Genomic DNA, 18,104 nt, shown 5'->3' with positions numbered 1-18,104 from the left:
ACAAGCTTGATTTGAGTAAATGTAAAGGGGGGTAAATCTTGACAGCGGAAAAAAAATATATTGGTGCTTATAGCCGAGATGCTAGAGACTATTTTTCATTATTGCCGACAGAACGAGAAATAGTAGAGCAGTTGCAGGCTATATACAGAGAAGATAAAGGGCTTTTTGTCTTATGTGGTAACAGAGGATCAGGAAAATCAAGTCTGAAAAATATTTCTTTGGAATTTGATAAAAAGTATAGTTGTGATAAAGATGACAAAGAAATTCTTGTAGTGAATGTGTCTTTTTTCAGTGGTAACAAAGATTTTCATAGAGAAATTTTAATGCAAATTCCTAATGCTATTTCCAAAAGAATGGAGGATATTGAAGACTATCTTGATGGTTTCATTAATGATGATAGAGGGTTTTATCCAACTCTAGAGTATAATGCTGAGGAAAAAGAAAAAAAGTACGATTGGTTAGAACAGGATAAAATAAGAGAAAATTTTTCAACAATACATAGAAGACTGAAAAAAATTGAGAAAAATTTCGAGAATGCTTCAAATATTTATAATGTATGTAACGAGTTATCAAATCAAACTAGTAATTTATTTGAACAGTTTAATCTTTTAAATAAACAGAATAAACTCCAAAACAGTAAGTTTCCTCTGTTTCAAAAAAATCGAGTAGATATTTCAAGTTTTCGAAGAAATATTGACGAACTGTATCATAAGGTTGAGCATTTTGAAAGAAAATCAGTCGAGCTGGTAAAATTGGAGAAATTTTTGTTTATTTCTCAACAACAATGGCAATATTTTGATCTAGAAATAACAAATACAAAGAGGTATTTAGAATCAACTACTTCAGAAGTATCATCCGAGTCATCTATTGATTTAAGTGCTAATATAGGAATAATAAAATCGGGATTTCAATTAAGAGGGAAAATTTCTTCAAGTGATAATGAAGAGTTGTCTCGGGAGTTAAAAAGTATTGTTACTGAGGAGTTAAAAGAGCGTCAGCTACTACGACTTTTAAAAAACATGTCTGAATACTTTAATATTACTTTTTCTATAGATGAATTAGATAAATGTAACACAGCTACAATTATTGATATGATTGATAAAAATAAAAGGTTATTCTTTGATTGTAATGTTTCGACATTGCTAATTACAGATATATCTACTGCAATATCTTTATTGGAAAAATCAGATTATATTTCTGAGCCTAATATTATTGTTGTTCCTGACTTAGGCATTTTAAATTATATTTACAGGGTTAATAAAAAAGGGCTGTCCCTAAGTTATGAGTTTATTAGAATCCTAGATTCCTATTTCATGAATAAAATGAATAATAGGGAATTAAATTACGATAGAAAAGATACTGGTAGGAGAGGTTTTTCAAAAGGATTTGAGCTTTATAAGTTTATGAATACCAATCTTTATAGAGATATAAATCAACTTTATAAACCTATAGTATTAAAGTTTTATTGGGAATTAATTGACTTATTGGCTTTTGTCGGGGAATTATCTAAAGAAGAATATGAACAGTTTGAGAATAGTTTTTTTAATAATAATGATTTGCATTCTTTAAAAGTTAAGTTTATTATTCGTAAAATAATAAAGCAATTAACGTCACAATCTTTTGAATACTCCTTTATTCTCCAAGATAATCGAAGCCAGTATAGACATGATAAATCATTAGAAGAGTTTAACAGTAAGAAATCCGATATTCAAAAATTTTTGCGACAGCTAGCTTTAAACCCAACGATACTTTCAGATGAGATTGCTTTTTTAAAAATTAATCATATAGATTCTCAAACTGAGGAATTTTCAGATTATCTAAAAAAATTGGGTATTGATGATGAAAAGTTTAAAAATATCTTGTTGCAACTATCTGAACCAAGAAAGAAAGTTTTATCCGATGGAATAAGCTGTCGTTTTGTAGAGGAATTTTATGATCCTTCTCAAGGAGTTGATGATGCACGAAATATCGTAAAAAGAGAGAATGTGGTTGGTGTCATTTTATTCTATCCACACGATTATTCGGAGAATGCTAATCCAAATCACCAGCCACTACGAAATGGTATTATTATAACTGTGACTGATTTTGATGAAATTATACTATATCCATACTTAGGTTATATTGGTCTACATTCTCACAAACCATCTTATCTCACAGAATTTAAAAAAGAATTGAGTGATCAAAATATCCTAGTTTACGAAGTAGAAGATGAAAATTTATGGAAAGGATGTTTCGAAAAAGATAATAAAGACCTCAAAGATAAAATTTTTGATGTCTGTAAAAATGAAATAAAAAGATGGCTCTATGAGATGAAATATAAAAGTAATCGATAAATATTTGGACTGAATTATTGATTTATACGATTATGAAGTTAGGAGATATTGTCTCTTCTTGGAGATATTTAATCATTCCGAGTCTAATGAAAATTCTAAAATTATTAGGATATTCATCTTTCTGAACAGGAAGTGACTAGCATCCGAATGCTACGGGATGAGAAACGTTATTATGAAAACTGGTTAGCAGAGTTGGAGAAAGAATTATCCGAAGGAGTCTGATATGGAAATAAAAATTTCTGATTTTACAGGTTGCAAAATTGCCCTCTTTTGTGAGGATAGGATTTTAACTATCTTGCGTGATGATAAGGCAAGCATTCCTTGGCCCAATATGTGGGAATTGCCAGGTGGCGGACGAGAGGGCGATGAAAGTCCTTTTGAGTGCGCGGCGCGTGAAGTTTACGAAGAATTAGGAATTCATCTGACTGAGGATTGCCTGCTTTGGAGTAAGGTGTACCCAAGTATGCTTTTTGAGGGGAAGGAATCCGTCTTTCTAGTTGGAAAATTGGATCAGGAACAGTTTGACAAGATTGTCTTTGGTGATGAAGGGCAGGGATATAGACTGATGAGCATTGAGGAATTTCTTAGCTCAGATAAGGTTGTACCCCAGTTGCAGGATAGAGTGAGGGATTATTTGGAGGAAATGAAGTGGTTTATATAATTGGAACAACGACGTTAAATAAGGAAGTTAAACGCAAACTAAAAACTGGACAATATTCTAGAGAAGAAGCTACATTCATCTATTTGGAATATTTAAAGTTAAAGAAGCAGAGAGAAAGTGGTACGAAAGTAGCTGGGATTTCTATGGCTGTTATTTGGGTATTAATGCTTGCTATACCCTTACTGAGTGGTAGAGGTCTCGTACTGCCCCTTTCAGTATATTTTTTATTTTTGATACTGTTAGCAGGAATTGTTCTATTTGTTTATTATCTTACGTTTGGTATTTTTAAACAGCAGATTCATAGCGCAATGAAAGAACACTACACAGATGTGATTGAAGAATTTAAGGGTCAGTAAAACAGCGTGTGGAAGAGTATAGAAGTACTAGTTGAGAGAGTGTGTATTTGGGGGTAGTAGTATGATTCAGATTTTCCGAGCAGGAGCAGAAGATTTAGAAACCATTATTGCCATTCAAAGGGCTAGCTTTAAGGCTGTCTATGAGAAATATCAAGATGAGTATGATCCCTACCTAGAGGATCGTGAACGAATCAAGTGGAAATTGGTTGAGCGTCCCAATAGTTATTACTACTTTTTGAAAGAAAAGGATGAAAATATCGGATTTTTACGAGTTCAGACCAATGAGGAATTGACGGAGGCTTGGTTGGGAACGGCAGCGATTTTGCCCCAGGATCAAGGAAAAGGTTATGGTTCTGAGGGATTGAGATTACTGGAAAAGGAATTTCCAACGATTAAACAGTGGGATTTGTGTACGGTATTACAGGATGCGGGCATGGTCGCTTTTTATGAAAAAAATGGCTACCGTCAAACCCATATCGAGCCTGAAAAAGAAGGTATGGATATGGTTTACATGAAAAAATTGATTGACAAATAGAAAGGATGGTTCGGTTACATTTCTAAACTGAACCCGCCCTAAACACTGTGCCAAAAAGATAAACTTCTCTTAGACACAAGCGTCTTCAGAGAGTTTCCTATTTTGGCTTTGTGTTTTACGGGCTTGGTATCTTAATGATGGAAACATGGCAAGAGTTAAAAGTAACGGTTAAGCGTGAGGGGGAGGAGCTGGTCTCCAATCTCTTGATTGAGTTAGGTGCCCAAGGTGTTGCGATCGAAGACAGCATGGACTATGTGGGGAATGTCGACCGTTTTGGTGAGATTTTTCCAGAGGTCGAGCAGCAAGAAGAAATCATTGTGACAGCCTACTACCCTGATACGGTTGATGTGGCAGTGGTTGAGGCAGATTTGCAGGCTCGCTTAGAAGAATTGACGGATTTTATGGATTTGGGAGATGTCAAGATGGGCACGACTGCCTTGGCTGAGGAAGACTGGGCTGACAACTGGAAGAAATACTATGAGCCAGCTCGCATCACTCATGATTTGACCATCGTGCCATCTTGGACAGACTATGAGGCGACTGCTGGAGAAAAGATTATCAAGCTGGATCCAGGCATGGCCTTTGGGACTGGGACGCATCCAACGACCAAGATGAGCCTCTTTGCCTTAGAGCAGGTTCTTCGTGGTGGCGAAACGGTGCTAGATGTGGGGACTGGTTCAGGTGTCCTTTCTATTGCCAGCTCACTTCTTGGCGCTAAGGAAATTTTCGCCTATGACCTGGATGATGTGGCGGTTCGGGTGGCTCAGGAAAATATCGAGCTCAACCCTGGCATGGAAAACATCCATGTTGCTGCTGGAGATTTGCTTAAGGGGGTTGAGATTGAGGCAGACGTGATTGTGGCTAATATCTTAGCGGATATTCTCATTCATCTGACAGAGGATGCTTATCGTTTGGTCAAGGATGAAGGCTACCTGATCATGAGTGGCATTATCAAGGACAAGTGGGACATGGTGCGCGAGTCAGCAGAGTCAGCTGGATTTTTCCTTGAAACCCACATGATTCAAGGGGAATGGAATGCCTGTGTCTTTAAGAAAACCAAGGATATTTCCGGTGTGATTGGAGGCTAGCATGCAGCAGTATTTTGTCAAAGGAAGTGCAATCTCTCCTGTCACTATCGAGGACAAGGAAACCAGCAAGCATATGTTTCAGGTCATGCGGCTGAAAGAAGATGATGAAGTAATCTTGGTCTTCAATGATGGTATCAAGCGTTTGGCGCGCGTGCTGGATGTAGAAGCTCGTCAGTTTGAATTGGTTGAAGAATTAGCTGACAATGTGGAACTGCCCGTTCAAGTCACCATCGCATCAGGCTTTCCCAAGGGAGACAAGCTGGAGTTTATCACTCAAAAAGTGACGGAACTGGGTGCCAGCCAAATCTGGGCCTTTCCTGCCGATTGGTCAGTTGCCAAATGGGACGGCAAGAAACTAGGCAAGAAAGTCGAAAAACTAGAAAAAATCGCCCTTGGAGCATCCGAACAAAGCAAGCGGAATCTGGTCCCAAGTATCCAACTTTTTGAGAAAAAAGCAGACTTTCTAGCCCAGCTGGACCAGTTTGACTCTATTGTAGTGGCCTATGAAGAATCAGCAAAAGAGGGAGAAGCCGCTGCGCTCTTACAAGCAGTCACTGGTCTTGAAAAAGGAGCCAAATTGCTCTTTATCTTTGGCCCAGAAGGCGGTCTCTCACCAGCAGAAATTGAAAGTTTTGAATCTAAAGGAGCTGTTCTTGCAGGACTTGGCCCTCGCATCTTGCGAGCAGAAACAGCACCACTTTACGCCTTATCTGCTCTTAGTGTTTTAGTAGAATTAGAGAAATAAGAGGAAGAAAATGGAACAAAAACACCGTTCAGAATTTCCAGAGAAGGAACTTTGGGATTTAACCGCCCTTTACCAAGACCGTGAGGATTTCTTGCGAGCAATCGAGAAAACGCGCGAAGATATCAACCACTTTAGCCGTGACTACAAGGGGAATCTTCATACGTTTGAGGAGTTTGAAAAGGCCTTTGCTGAATTGGAACAAATCTACATTCAGATGAGTCATATTGGCAATTACGCCTTTATGCCTCAGACGACAGACTATAGCAATGAAGAATTTGCCAATATTGCCCAGGCTGGGATGGAATTTGAAACTGATGCTAGTGTAGCCTTGACCTTCTTTGACGACGCCTTGGTGGCAGCAGACGAGGAAGTCTTGGACCGTTTGGGTGAACTGCCCCACTTGACGGCAGCCATTCGTCAAGCTAAAATCAAAAAAGCCCACTATCTAGGGGCTGATGTGGAGAAAGCTTTGACCAATCTCGGTGAAGTTTTCTACAGTCCACAGGACATTTATACTAAGATGCGAGCTGGGGACTTTGAAATGGCTGACTTTGAAGCCCATGGCAAGACCTACAAAAACAGCTTTGTAACCTATGAAAATTTCTACCAAAACCACGAGGACGCTGAGGTTCGTGAAAAATCCTTCCGTTCCTTCTCAGAGGGACTTCGTAAGCACCAAAATACGGCTGCAGCAGTCTATTTAGCCCAAGTCAAGTCTGAAAAACTATTGGCAGATATGAAGGGCTACGACTCCGTCTTTGATTATCTCCTAGCTGAGCAAGAAGTGGACCGTGCTATGTTTGACCGCCAGATTGATCTCATCATGAAGGATTTTGCGCCAGTTGCTCAGAGATACCTCAAGCATGTTGCCAAGGTCAATGGTCTTGAAAAGATGACCTTTGCAGACTGGAAATTGGACTTGGATAACGCCCTCAATCCTGAAGTGACTATTGATGATGCCTATGATTTGGTCATGAAGTCAGTAGAACCTTTGGGACAAGAATATTGTCAGGAAGTTGCTCGCTATCAAGAAGAACGCTGGGTAGACTTCGCTGCTAATAGTGGCAAGGATTCTGGTGGTTATGCGGCGGATCCATATCGCGTGCACCCTTATGTCCTCATGAGCTGGACTGGTCGTTTGAGCGATGTCTATACCTTGATTCATGAAATTGGGCATTCTGGTCAATTTATCTTTTCAGACAATCACCAAAGTTACTTCAATGCCCACATGTCAACCTACTATGTCGAAGCGCCATCAACCTTCAATGAATTGCTTCTCAGTGACTACTTGGAGCACCAATCGGACGACCCACGTCAAAAACGATTTGCCCTTGCCCACCGCTTAACAGATACCTACTTCCATAATTTCATCACCCACCTCTTGGAAGCAGCCTTCCAGCGTAAGGTTTATACATTGATTGAAGAAGGGGAAACCTTTGGAGCAAGCAAGCTCAACAGCATTATGAAGGAAGTTTTGACAGATTTCTGGGGAGATGCTATTGAGATTGATGACGATGCAGCCTTGACTTGGATGCGCCAAGCTCACTACTACATGGGCTTGTATAGCTACACCTACTCTGCTGGCCTTGTCATCTCAACAGCTGGTTACCTTCATCTGAAACATTCAGAAACCGGAGCTGAAGATTGGATCAATCTCCTTAAATCAGGTGGTAGTAAGACACCGCTTGAGTCAGCCATGATTATCGGAGCGGATATCTCAACAGACAAACCACTCCGTGATACCATCCAATTCTTGTCTGATACAGTTGACCAGATTATCGCTTACAGTGCCCAGTTGGGAGAGTAAGGGTATCCAGTGTCGGATTTAAGACGGTTTATCGATAAGATGAATACACAAAAATCACCTGTTTGAGGTGATTTTTTTATGCTTTAAAGATTTATTCAAATTTTCCTTTATTGGCCTCGTTTGAAGCCTTCATGCTAATTTGTAAAAGGTTGGCGAGATTTTCATTGTCAAGGCTAGCTTCACCATTATTATCCACTTTTATGGCAAGGTAATGGGTGTTACGATCAAGATAATCCATGCCCTCTAGGTCTACGTAGTTGTCAGCTTTAAAATCAAGCGCCGCTAATTGATAAACAAATCGAATATTTAGAGCCTTAGCATAGTCGGACTGACCAACCTTTTGTTGCTCTTCCACCAGTCCTTGAAAGAAGTCTTGGAAGTTATCATGATAAGTAGCCTTGACTTCGTATTGGTAGGTATCAACAGATGGGGACATAAATTTCAAATAAACCATGTCGCCCTCCACCTTATAGTCCTCAAGAGTATAGGCACCTGCTTTTCCTAATGCATTGGTGTTGACCTTGAAAAACATAGGAGCATAAATTTTGAGAGGATATTTTTCTCCTTTATATTCAAAGACGGTATCATTTGAAAAATTCGGACGGATTTTAGTTAACTCAGGGACTAAATATTCGTTCCAAATCTTATCAAATAACTCTTCTTGATTGCTGGCACTCGCTGATTTCACAACTAGGTCAAAATTTTCTTGATTGACAAAGACAGCATCCACTAATTTGAGGGCTGTTTGAACCTTAGGATCCGAAATTTCCTTTTTCTTTTTTTCAAGATTCTCAGCCGCCTCTTTCGTGCGATCTAAAGTTTTATTAAATTGACTGCCACTGTTGGTTTCAACAAAGGTTCTCTCATAGTTGGTAGGTTCAACTTTGGCATTCCAGTCAAATGAAGCAGCAGGACCAGTTACATCTTTCTTGTGATAGGTAGAAGCCTGATTGTTTGAATTATTTGTAGAACTAGTAGATGGCTTTGATGAGCAAGCACCAAGGGCTAAGGCTAGTGTTGTCACACAAGCTAGGCAACAAAGTCTGAACGATTTTTTCATACATTTCTCCTTCAAGTAATGCTTGTTATTCATTGTCTATTATATCATGACCTTTAGAATTACAGTGTTTTAAAATGTATTAGACAGGATTTTAACATCATAGATGAAACAGTCATATCAGCCTTTTATGATATACTATAAGGGAAATATGATTAGTTGTTTTATTAATTATCATAAGTAAGGAGAAGGTTATGAAAAAACGCGCGTTTTTCGCAATATTACTTTTAGTAGGGTTGATAATGATAGGAATAACAGGATGTGGAGAAAATAAGAACAGTCGAGAATGGATTGAGAACAAAGTATCTGAGGTTAGTCGTGTCTATCCAACCGAGAATCTGTTTGATTTGTTTAAGCAATTTCCGAAAGGGTTTAATATTACTCAAACATTTTATAAGGATTCGCTCAGAACAGTAGTTTCCTTAGATGGAGATGAAGAAAGTCAAACCATAAAAGGAAAGATAGAGACTATACAAATTTCTACTGATCCATATAAAGAAGAAGTGAAAGAGCATGTTGATGTAGAATATAAGGATGGTGAATTTATATTTTCTAACAATGAGGTAGCGGAAAAAATTTGGGGTTATAAAGGTTTTCTGTTCCAAAAATTAAGTTTGAATATAGATGTTTTATCTAAGATGAAGCTTGAAAAGTTTCGATATTTTTCAAATCGCAATGTGTTTGAAATCTATTATATTAGTGATAACTCTACGATAAATAATTTCCTTAATTCAAATGGAGAACACATGTTATCAATAAGTGGAGCGGAATCTTATAATAATACAAAAGGTTATCGATTGAATGTTAATATTGCTTTTAAGGATACCCCAAATGATGGAATGAGTGAGATAGTTTCAAGTTGGATAGATGATAGAAATAGTGTTTCTAATTAATTTGATAACATTTTAAATATCCTGATTGAACTGAACATAAATAAGGAGAGTATTATGAAAAAACGTATGTTTTTCGCAAAGTTAGTTTTAGTAGGATTGATCATGATAGGATTGGCAGGATGTGGAGAAAATAAGAACAGTCGAGAATGGATTGAGAACAAAGTCTCTGAGGTTAGTCGTGTCTATCCAACAGAGAATCTGTTTGACTTGTTTAAGCAATTTCCGGAAGGGTTTGAGGTCTATCAAGTATACATGAATGATAAAGTTAGCATAAAAATATATTTAACTGGAGATAGTCAGTTCAAGACGATAACTGGTAAATTAATTCGAAAAGATTTGAAATTAGGAAAAAAGACAGATATTATAGATGTTAATTACATAGAACAGCAATTCATTTTTTCAGATGAAGAAAGAGCAAAGGAAATTTGGGATTTTAAAGGTTTTCTGTTTCAAGAATTAACGATTAATAAAAGTATTTTATCTGAGTTTAAATTAGAAAGTAAGAGTTATAACAGTGTAACTAATGGTTTTGACATATCTTATAGTGTGAATAATCCAATAATAAACAAATTTTTTAAAAAAGATGGTCTTAAAAATGGCGTATTAGAATTTGGCAGCTCTTTACAGAGTAATGATTATTATTACTATTCTGTTGTTGTTGATTACAAAGACGGTTATTATTTTAGAGAAACAGTGTCTAATGGAGAATTGAATAATGGTGAGTAGTGGAATTCCAACTTTAGATGCAGCGAATATGACTTACGAATTTGAACAAGATGCAAGGCAATGTTGCTTTTATGGTATATTATAAGTAAGGAGAAGGTTATGAAAAAAAGCGCGTTTTTCGCAATATTACTTTTAGGAGGATTGATTATGATAGGATTAGCAGGATGTGGAGAAAATAAAAATAGTCGAGAATGGATTGAGAACAAAGTCTCCGAGGTCAGTCGTGTCTATCCAACCGAGAATCTGTTTGACTTGTTTAAGCAATTTCCGGAAGGGTTCAAAGTAAATCAAGTATTTATAAAACGTGGAACCTATATCATCGAAATAACTTTACAAGGAGATAGTAGTAATCAAACAATTTCTGGAGTACTAACTAAAACACGTGCTTCTGATGATATTACTGAAAAGCCAGAAGAAACTATAAAAATAGATTATATTGATGGGAAGTTTATTTTTTCTGATGAGAAGAAGGCGAAAGAATTATGGCCTTTTGATGGATTTTTATTTCAAAAGTTAACAATTAATCACTCTTTTCTATCTTCATTATCTATGAAATCAAAAAATTATAATGGAAATAATGGAGCATTTGATATTGATTATTTAGTTCGGAATCAAACTATCAATCAGTATTTTAAAAAAGATGAAAATGAACAAGCAACATTAGGCTTTGGAAGTTCATACCGAAACGACGATTATTACTATTATTCAGTAACTGTCAACTACGACAATGTTTATTCATTTAGAGAAACCGTGTCAAATTAAAAGGGGATTCAATGGTGGATAAAAAATTTGTTAATAGTGGAATTCCAACTTTAGATGCGTCGAATCTAACTTATGAATTTGAGAAAGATGCAAGGCAATGTTGCTTTTATGGTATACTATAAGAGAACTATGATTAGTTGTTTAATTAAATATCATAAGTAAGGAGAAGGTTATGGAAAAACGCATATTTCTCACAATGGTACTTTTAGGAGGATTGATCATGATAGGATTAGCAGGATGTGGAGAAAATAAGAACAGTCGAGAATGGATTGAGAACAAAGTCTCTGAGGTCAGTCGTGTTTATCCAACCGAGAATCTGTTTGACTTGTTTAAGCAATTTCCGGAAGGGTTTGAGATTAGAAGTATTGATACTTACGATGAGACGAAGGACTATTCTCGTTATCAGAAGATTGAACTCGTAGGAAATGCAGAAACAAAAGAAATAACTGGTAATTTTAAAAGAATAGAAGCTCGAGGTAATCCTTATGAAGAAAAAGTGCTTTTAGAAAGCCGTATTGTGTACACTGAAAAAGGATTGGAATTTTTGAATCCAGAAGTTTCTAAAGATGATTTGTTTTATGATGGGTTTTTATTTCAAAAGTTAGAACTAAATAAAGCAGTTCTATCTCGATTTGAGCTCAAAAAAACGTACTATAATTGGGAGACTGGTGATGCTTCTATTACTTATAAAAACGTAAACAGTAAAATTATTCAGGACTACTTCCATATACAATCAAGTGAGTCGTTAGACCTTTTTATTAGTGCAGACCACTCTGCAACAATTGGCTATGAATACGGTTATCCTGTGGTTTTTGACGGAGAAAACATATCTCATTCAGAACTTATAACAGGAAAAAGTAAGAATATGGAGTAAATAGATGCCAAATAGTAATATTCCGACTCTAGATGCAGCGAATCTAACTTATGAATTTGAGAATGTGCGAGTTAATCAGGGAGCAACTGACAATAATGTACTTCAATATGTAGAAAAGTACTCTAAGAAAAAACTCCCTCCCAACCTCCAATATCTAGATGATTTTCATGATAAGTCCTCTGGCACAAGTGGTACAGCCTTCCTAGATAAGGACAATGGAGAGGTGATCATTGCCTATACGGGAACGAATCCTAATGGGGATTTCAGAAAAGATATAGCGACAGATGTCGGTAGTATAGCCATGGCGCTCGGATATCATTATGATGAAGCTTTCGAATTTTATGAAAGAATCCGACATAGATACGGAGATAATATTACTCTAACTGGGCATTCTTTAGGAGGGAACATCGCTCAGAGGGTAGCCTTAGAGTATAACGCTCCGCGTACTGTGGTATATAACTCAGCGCCTCTCTACTTAGAAGGCCTTATCAAATCTAAAGATAAAATTATAGATTACCTAACTCCTTGGGATTCAGCAAGGGAGGAGATAATCAATAAACAAGAAACATTCACAGGTCAAGTGGTACGAATCCGGACTAAAGATGACTTTCTTAACAATATCTCAAAGCCTTTTTTGGGTGTCTACTTGGGGGAAGATTATCTGCTTGAAAACTCTGGTGGGCACAGTATTGATCCAGATATTACGGGTGATAAAAATCAAATTAACCAAATCAAGGATATTTTGGAAAATCAGAGTCCAGAGAAGATGACTGGACTTGAAAAGAAGAACTATGAGACCCTGAAGAAATTACAAGGTGTCAAAAATGGACTTCTAAAGCAGTTGAATACTCAATTTTTATCAGATGGTAGTATAAATAGCCATGAGATGTTTTTCTTGGACAGCATCCAAGCAACAGCTGTTGCGACGGCAATGACAGAGAGCGTCAGCAACGGACACAGCGAGATTGAGGCAGTGGCTAAAAAAGCAGTTACAGATGTTGAAACACTCTACGATAAAAGTAAGGAAGTTCCCTGGTTCGTCACAGAATTAACTTATGATGAGATAGAGGATGTCTATGCAGAAGCTGGGGTAACTTATGATAGTATTGTGGGAGAGACTCAGAGACATTTTGATAAAAAAGTAAGTAAATCAGCTGCGATTGTAAAAGCCTTTACGGATCTGGAAACGAATATTCAGAAGGGTGTTGAACAAGCAGTTGAAGGAGATGAAAGCTTGGCAAGGGATATTAATCAATGGACAAACTAGAAGATATTCAAATTAAAATAAAAAAGCAAGAAGATGGTCTTTTGTCCTTGGAGGATGACTATAGAACTGCTAAGAAGAAAATAGAAGAATCTTATGAAAATTTGGATGATAATCGTTCTCAGTTGACCAGATTATATGAGGAGTTTGAAAACATTGCTTATGATTTTGGTAGACAGAATTCTGGAGATGATGGGGAACACCACCAATTTCTGATACTCTTAGAATCTTATGCAGTTGAGACAAGGAGTGAGTATCTTCGTCAATATGCTAAAATAGAGGCAAAAGATGAAGAATTGCAGACTCAGTACCGAAAAGAGCGCTCTCGCTTAGAAAAAGAGTTAGAAGAGAGTTATAGTCAAAGAAAAGCCTTATATGAGTTAGAAAGGGAGCAGAAAAAATGCTAGTGGATTTAGTCATAGATGCTTTGATTGGCCCCATGTCAGAATCAGCCAGACGAGAAATCAAAAAAACATTAGAAAGAGCAGCTATCAAAGCATTTTGTGCTCCTCCTATAAAATCAGGTAGAAAAGGTATTGTAGATAAGTACGATGAGGAGATAGGGGTTCTTGCTATGACAAATAAGACTGCTATAACGACTTTAGCAGCTCAAATGGATAGCTCAATTAATGGGTTGGGACAAAAAGCAATTAGCGAGACTATTAGTAAAAATAGTGCATCTTTTGAAGATTTAAATCCGAAAAAGAAAAAATAGTGCTTTGACATGCCAGTTCAAAGTCATCTTCGGATGACTTTTTGACAAGTTACTAGAAATGTAGAGGTACTTGAGATGCGTTGGAAATTACAAAGAAAAATGATAGAAGAAAAACCAAGCTATAGTCGAGAAGAAATTCAGTGGTTGCTTGAGCATTTGGGAGATTCCTCTCCAGAAATTCGAGACGAACTTGTTTTTACGAGTTTGGCTAGAGGGATTCAAGAAGAACTGTTTTCCCTTGAGCAGTTTCAGTTTATCTCAGAAGAGGTCTCCTCTGATGAAGGTCTATACAAAGAGATTGATAGTAGAGGAGTTTCGGCTCTTAAACGTTCTTTTAGGGCGCTTATTTATGCCAATCTTTTGTCTGCAGATGGTAATGAGCACTCACTTTTCTATAAAGGATTAAAAGCTGATATAAGAAATGCTATGCTATCTCAAGGTTTGTATTATCTTAAAAAAGAAAAGGATACGACAGGTTTTTCAAGTCAGTATGGTTGGGTTCACGCTTTTGCGCATGGAGCGGATCTCTTGACTGAAGTCGTTTGTCATCCAGATTTTCCTAGTAACAGAGTTTCTGAAGTATTTGATGTACTGGGTCAATTATTTAAAAGAATTACCATTCGTTTTACAAATGATGAGGATTGGCGCTTAGCGAGAGTACTTTATGAACCCATTTTAAAAGGGAAATTAGAGCAAGAACAAGTAGCTTCTTGGATAAAAACTATTGACTTTCCGATAGAAGAGAGGGAAGATTTTTATAAATTTTCCAACTTCAGATCCTGTCTGTTGGAAGTCTATATCCAACTTGACCAGAAAAATAGTTTACAAGATGCCTTGAAAGAAGCCATTCAATCTTTTCAGTTCTAAGGATAAGCGAGTCGTTTCATGATTTTCAAAGAACTTTCCAGTCAATTTTCTTGAAACCCTTTCCTTCTTCTGATAGACTAATACATAGTTTGAAAAAAGGAGACTTATCATGAAAAAATTTGTTGCTGAATTAATCGGTACATTTATGCTTGTGTTCATTGGAACAGGAGCTGTTGTTTTTGGAAATGGTCTTAATGGCCTTGGACACCTTGGAATTGCTTTTGCCTTTGGTTTGGCAATTGTAGTTGCAGCTTTCTCAATCGGAACTGTTTCAGGTGCTCACTTGAACCCAGCGGTTTCGATCGCTATGTTTGTAAATAAACGTTTGTCATCTTCAGAACTTGTAAACTACATCCTTGGACAAGTAGTTGGAGCTTTCCTTGCGTCAGCTGCAGTATTCTTCCTCTTGTCTAACTCAGGCATGTCAACTGCTAGTCTTGGTGAAAACGCCTTGGCAAACGGTGTCACTGTCTTTGGTGGATTCTTATTTGAAGTCATCGCAACTTTCTTGTTTGTCCTAGTTATCATGACGGTAACATCAGCAAGTAAGGGCAATGGCGCGATTGCTGGTTTGGTGATTGGTTTGTCCTTGATGGCAATGATCCTTGTAGGATTGAACATCACAGGCCTTTCAGTAAACCCAGCTCGTAGTTTGGCTCCAGCTGTCTTGGTTGGTGGCGCAGCTCTTCAACAAGTTTGGATTTTCATCCTTGCCCCAATCGTTGGTGGTGTTCTTGCAGCTCTTGTTGCAAAAAACTTCCTTGGAACAGAAGAATAATTGAAATTCAAAAAGCCTTGCTCCTCAGCTTGAGGAACAGGGCTTTTTCGTATTTATACTCTTCGAAAATCTTTTCAAATCACGTCAGCTTCGCCTTGTCGTATGTATGGTTACTGACTTCGTCAGTTCTATCCACAACCTCAAAACAGTGTTTTGAGCTGACTTCGTCAGTCTTATCTACGACCTCAAAGCAGTGCTTTGAGCAACCTGCGGCTAGCTTCCTAGTTTGCTCTTTGATTTTCATTGAGTATGATTTTAGCGGTTGTCAATTTTCTCTGGATAAAGGTCGTGTTGAAAGAGACGTTGTTCTGCCAAGCCTTCATACTTAGTTCCAGGTCTACCGTAGTTGTAGTAGGGGTCAATTGAAATGCCACCGCGCGGAGTGAATTTTCCCCAGACTTCTAAATAGCGAGGGTCTAGCAAGTTGACCAAGTCTTTCCCTATGGTGTTGATACAGTTTTCGTGAAAATCCCCATGATTTCGGTAGCTAAAGAGGTAGAGTTTGAGGGATTTTGACTCGACACAGAGCTTGTCAGGAATGTAGGAAATATAAATGGTCGCAAAGTCTGGTTGAGCAGTGATAGGGCACAGCGAGGTGAATTCAGGACAGTTGAATTTGATGAAATAGTCATTTTCAACATGACGATTGTCAAAGGATTCGAGGACTTCTGGTTGATAGTCAAAAATGTAGTTGGTTTCTTTGTTGCCGAGGAGGCTTAGGTTTTTCATTTCTTCTTGTTGTGACATGATTTTTTCTTTCTAATTTAAACACCACGTTGGTTGTCGTAGAGGAGGGTATGAAGTTGAGGAAGGACGCGGACATTGCCCCAGCTATCGTCAGTAGCGACACATTCCCAGAGTTCTTTGAGGCGGTCTAGTTGGTCTTGGACAATATTACCTGTAGCCTTGGGCTCAGGATTTCCTGCTGATAAGAAGAGGACATCTGGTTGGTAGCGTTCTTGAATCCCTTTAGCAAAGGCCAAATCGGCATCGTCAAAGACAGGAATTTTAAAGGTGACCTTGTCTGGATCTAGTTGGGAAACGATAAAGTCTAAGGTCTCAAAGTTGACTTCCATCTTGGAGGAAGGAGGTTTGGGACTCAAAGTGACCTGGTCGATATCTTTTAACCAATTTTGCCAGCGGGAGCCTTGGGTCTCAACGGCCAGAGTGACACCACGTTCTTTGAGCTTGGTGACGAGTTGAGCCATGTTGGCTGCTAGGATAGCAGGATTTCCCCCAGACAGGGTGACGTAGTCGTAGCTTCCTAGCTTATCTAAGGCAGCAATGACTTCATCAGCGGTCATGCGAGTTGGCTTTTCAGAACCATCCCAAGTAAAGGCAGAGTCGCACCAGTCGCAATGGTAGTCGCAACCAGCAGTACGGACAAACATGGTTTTCTGCCCGATAGCACGGCCTTCACCTTGAAAGGTTGGGCCAAAAATTTCCAGAACTGGTAGTTTGAGGACACGTTCCCTAGTCATCTAACCACTCCCGTCTAAACTCTGCAAAGGCAGTCGGAGTTTCATAGAGGCGAACGTATTCCAAACGGAGACCGCGCTCATCTGGTAACTCTTGGCTCATGGTTTGAAAAATCCAGTAAACCATATTTTCAGCAGTCGTGTTCATATAAGGCAGGGTTTCATTGAGATAGCGATGATCCAAGTGGGGTTCTATGTAGTTCTTGTAAATAGCTTTGATGTCTCCAAAATCGTAGGTCATGCCCCGTTCATCTAAAAATCCACTGACAGCGATTTGCAAATGATAAGTGTGGCCGTGCAGGGATTTGCATTTTCCCTCATAGTGAAAGAGGTGGTGGGCAGCGTCGAAGGTGAACTCTTTTGATACCAAGGTTCTGTGAGGATTGTAGACAAGGAACTCCCCAGTTTCCTGTTTGATTTCTTTGGGTGCAAAAAACATTAGCCCTCTCCTTTCTGTGAGAGATAAACATCTAAACCATGCTGACGTAAGTGACAGGCTGGACAATCACCGCAGCCACTTCCGATAATCCCATTGTAGCAGGTCAAGGTCTTTTCACGAACATAGTCAAAGGCACCGAGTTGGTCGGCTAATCCCCAAGTTTCAGCCTTGTCTAGCCACATGAGAGGCGTTTGGATAACAAAGTCGTAATCCATGGCAAGGTTGAGAGTAACATTGAGAGATTTGACAAAGACATCTCGGCAGTCAGGGTAGCCTGAGAAGTCTGTCTCGCAGACACCTGTCACGATATCTTTAATGCCACGTTGCTTGGCAAGAATTGCTGCAAAGGATAGAAAGAGGTGGTTGCGGCCGTCAACAAAGGTATTGGGAAGCTCTCCTTCTTTTTGCTCGATTTCCATATCAGAGGTCAAGGCATTTTCAGTGATTTGTCCCAGCAGAGACATATCTAAGATGTGATGACGAACACCTTGTTCCTTAGCGATTTCTTCAGCAACTTGAATTTCGAGATGATGGCGTTGGCCGTAGGCAAAGGTGATGGCTTCGACTGTTTCATAGTGTTCTTTAGCCCAAAAGAGGCAGGTTGTGGAATCTTGACCGCCGCTAAAGACGACCAAGGCTGATTGGCGTTTCATAGTACTCCTTCCAAAATGGGAAATGTTCAGAGCACGCAAAAAGCTCCCTTGAGGGGAGCTAAAAAATACCAAT

21 protein-coding genes are annotated in these 18,104 nt (G+C 38.4%); 16 read left to right on the top strand and 5 right to left on the bottom strand.

Annotation, left to right across the window (positions count from 1 at the left end; translation table 11 throughout):
• Positions 1–38 precede the first annotated feature (38 nt).
• The 7 genes from HMPREF8578_RS11840 to pepF all read left to right on the top strand — a co-directional run bounded on the left by HMPREF8578_RS11840 (position 39) and on the right by pepF (position 7,525).
• Positions 39–2,333 carry an ATP-binding protein gene (locus HMPREF8578_RS11840; protein WP_000123176.1) on the top strand — a complete coding sequence of 765 codons (2,295 nt, stop codon included), beginning with the start codon at positions 39–41 and terminating at the stop codon, positions 2,331–2,333.
• A 223-nt stretch (positions 2,334–2,556) separates the two neighbouring features.
• Positions 2,557–2,994: an NUDIX hydrolase gene (locus HMPREF8578_RS11835; protein WP_000403242.1), complete on the top strand. Its 438-nt coding sequence runs from the start codon at positions 2,557–2,559 to the stop codon at positions 2,992–2,994.
• Positions 2,982–3,350, top strand: coding sequence for a hypothetical protein (locus HMPREF8578_RS11830; protein ID WP_000262535.1), 369 nt, complete (start codon positions 2,982–2,984; stop codon positions 3,348–3,350). The genes HMPREF8578_RS11835 and HMPREF8578_RS11830 overlap by 13 nt, the downstream gene beginning before the upstream one ends.
• Before the next feature lie 61 nt (positions 3,351–3,411).
• Positions 3,412–3,885, top strand: a complete 474-nt coding sequence (locus tag HMPREF8578_RS11825) for a GNAT family N-acetyltransferase (protein WP_000614497.1) — start codon at positions 3,412–3,414, stop codon at positions 3,883–3,885.
• A 137-nt stretch (positions 3,886–4,022) separates the two neighbouring features.
• Entirely contained in the window at positions 4,023–4,973 is a 951-nt protein-coding gene (gene prmA, locus HMPREF8578_RS11820) for a 50S ribosomal protein L11 methyltransferase (protein WP_025168851.1), read from the top strand.
• Position 4,974: 1 nt separating this feature from the next.
• Entirely contained in the window at positions 4,975–5,718 is a 744-nt protein-coding gene (locus tag HMPREF8578_RS11815) for a 16S rRNA (uracil(1498)-N(3))-methyltransferase (RefSeq protein ID WP_001188186.1), read from the top strand.
• Between the two features lie 10 nt (positions 5,719–5,728).
• Positions 5,729–7,525 carry an oligoendopeptidase F gene (gene pepF / locus HMPREF8578_RS11810; RefSeq protein ID WP_000435592.1) on the top strand — a complete coding sequence of 599 codons (1,797 nt, stop codon included), beginning with the start codon at positions 5,729–5,731 and terminating at the stop codon, positions 7,523–7,525.
• Between the two features lie 91 nt (positions 7,526–7,616).
• Here pepF and HMPREF8578_RS11805 read toward each other — a convergent pair whose 3' ends face one another.
• Positions 7,617–8,585 (bottom strand): hypothetical protein, encoded by a 969-nt coding sequence (locus tag HMPREF8578_RS11805; protein WP_000748114.1) that lies wholly within the window; start codon positions 8,583–8,585, stop codon positions 7,617–7,619.
• 191 nt (positions 8,586–8,776) lie between these two features.
• On the opposite strand from HMPREF8578_RS11805, the gene HMPREF8578_RS11800 reads away from it, so the two are divergent.
• The 9 genes from HMPREF8578_RS11800 to HMPREF8578_RS11760 all read left to right on the top strand — a co-directional run bounded on the left by HMPREF8578_RS11800 (position 8,777) and on the right by HMPREF8578_RS11760 (position 15,461).
• Positions 8,777–9,475 carry a hypothetical protein gene (locus tag HMPREF8578_RS11800; RefSeq protein ID WP_000745353.1) on the top strand — a complete coding sequence of 233 codons (699 nt, stop codon included), beginning with the start codon at positions 8,777–8,779 and terminating at the stop codon, positions 9,473–9,475.
• A gap of 54 nt (positions 9,476–9,529) precedes the next feature.
• Positions 9,530–10,201, top strand: a complete 672-nt coding sequence (locus HMPREF8578_RS11795) for a hypothetical protein (RefSeq protein WP_000746965.1) — start codon at positions 9,530–9,532, stop codon at positions 10,199–10,201.
• Between the two features lie 99 nt (positions 10,202–10,300).
• Positions 10,301–10,963 (top strand): hypothetical protein, encoded by a 663-nt coding sequence (locus HMPREF8578_RS11790; RefSeq protein ID WP_000747848.1) that lies wholly within the window; start codon positions 10,301–10,303, stop codon positions 10,961–10,963.
• 172 nt (positions 10,964–11,135) lie between these two features.
• A complete protein-coding gene (locus HMPREF8578_RS11785; RefSeq protein ID WP_000415338.1) occupies positions 11,136–11,837 on the top strand; it encodes a hypothetical protein in 702 nt (233 codons plus the stop codon).
• A gap of 4 nt (positions 11,838–11,841) precedes the next feature.
• Positions 11,842–13,104 carry an alpha/beta hydrolase family protein gene (locus HMPREF8578_RS11780; protein WP_001133844.1) on the top strand — a complete coding sequence of 421 codons (1,263 nt, stop codon included), beginning with the start codon at positions 11,842–11,844 and terminating at the stop codon, positions 13,102–13,104.
• Entirely contained in the window at positions 13,092–13,508 is a 417-nt protein-coding gene (locus tag HMPREF8578_RS11775; RefSeq protein WP_000359220.1) for a hypothetical protein, read from the top strand. The genes HMPREF8578_RS11780 and HMPREF8578_RS11775 overlap by 13 nt, the downstream gene beginning before the upstream one ends.
• Positions 13,502–13,816: a hypothetical protein gene (locus HMPREF8578_RS11770; RefSeq protein ID WP_000959510.1), complete on the top strand. Its 315-nt coding sequence runs from the start codon at positions 13,502–13,504 to the stop codon at positions 13,814–13,816. The genes HMPREF8578_RS11775 and HMPREF8578_RS11770 overlap by 7 nt, the downstream gene beginning before the upstream one ends.
• Positions 13,817–13,891: 75 nt before the next feature.
• Entirely contained in the window at positions 13,892–14,683 is a 792-nt protein-coding gene (locus tag HMPREF8578_RS11765; protein ID WP_002893428.1) for a DUF2785 domain-containing protein, read from the top strand.
• A gap of 109 nt (positions 14,684–14,792) precedes the next feature.
• Positions 14,793–15,461: an MIP/aquaporin family protein gene (locus tag HMPREF8578_RS11760; RefSeq protein ID WP_000714825.1), complete on the top strand. Its 669-nt coding sequence runs from the start codon at positions 14,793–14,795 to the stop codon at positions 15,459–15,461.
• Positions 15,462–15,716: 255 nt separating this feature from the next.
• Here the strand turns inward: HMPREF8578_RS11760 and queF are convergent, their stop codons facing one another.
• Genes queF through queC form a run of 4 tightly spaced genes read right to left on the bottom strand, consistent with a single transcriptional unit; the run spans position 15,717 to position 18,031 of the window.
• Positions 15,717–16,208, bottom strand: coding sequence for a preQ(1) synthase (gene queF, locus HMPREF8578_RS11750; RefSeq protein WP_000082582.1), 492 nt, complete (start codon positions 16,206–16,208; stop codon positions 15,717–15,719).
• 17 nt (positions 16,209–16,225) lie between these two features.
• Complete coding sequence (gene queE, locus HMPREF8578_RS11745; protein ID WP_000196468.1) at positions 16,226–16,942, bottom strand: 7-carboxy-7-deazaguanine synthase QueE; 717 nt, start codon at positions 16,940–16,942, stop codon at positions 16,226–16,228.
• The gene (gene queD, locus HMPREF8578_RS11740; RefSeq protein WP_000464561.1) at positions 16,935–17,378 is read right to left on the bottom strand and encodes a 6-carboxytetrahydropterin synthase QueD; all 444 of its coding nucleotides are present in this window, start codon (positions 17,376–17,378) and stop codon (positions 16,935–16,937) included. The genes queE and queD overlap by 8 nt, the downstream gene beginning before the upstream one ends.
• Entirely contained in the window at positions 17,378–18,031 is a 654-nt protein-coding gene (gene queC / locus HMPREF8578_RS11735) for a 7-cyano-7-deazaguanine synthase QueC (RefSeq protein WP_000828756.1), read from the bottom strand. Before queC ends, queD begins: the two co-directional genes overlap by 1 nt.
• Between the last annotated feature and the right edge of the window lie 73 nt (positions 18,032–18,104).

The sequence above is a fragment of the Streptococcus oralis ATCC 49296 genome, from assembly GCF_000185265.1.
GTDB classification, from domain to species: Bacteria; Bacillota; Bacilli; order Lactobacillales; family Streptococcaceae; genus Streptococcus; species Streptococcus oralis_BC.
Note: the sequence above shows the minus strand (reverse complement) of the source record. Positions and strands in the feature narration are given on the sequence as shown.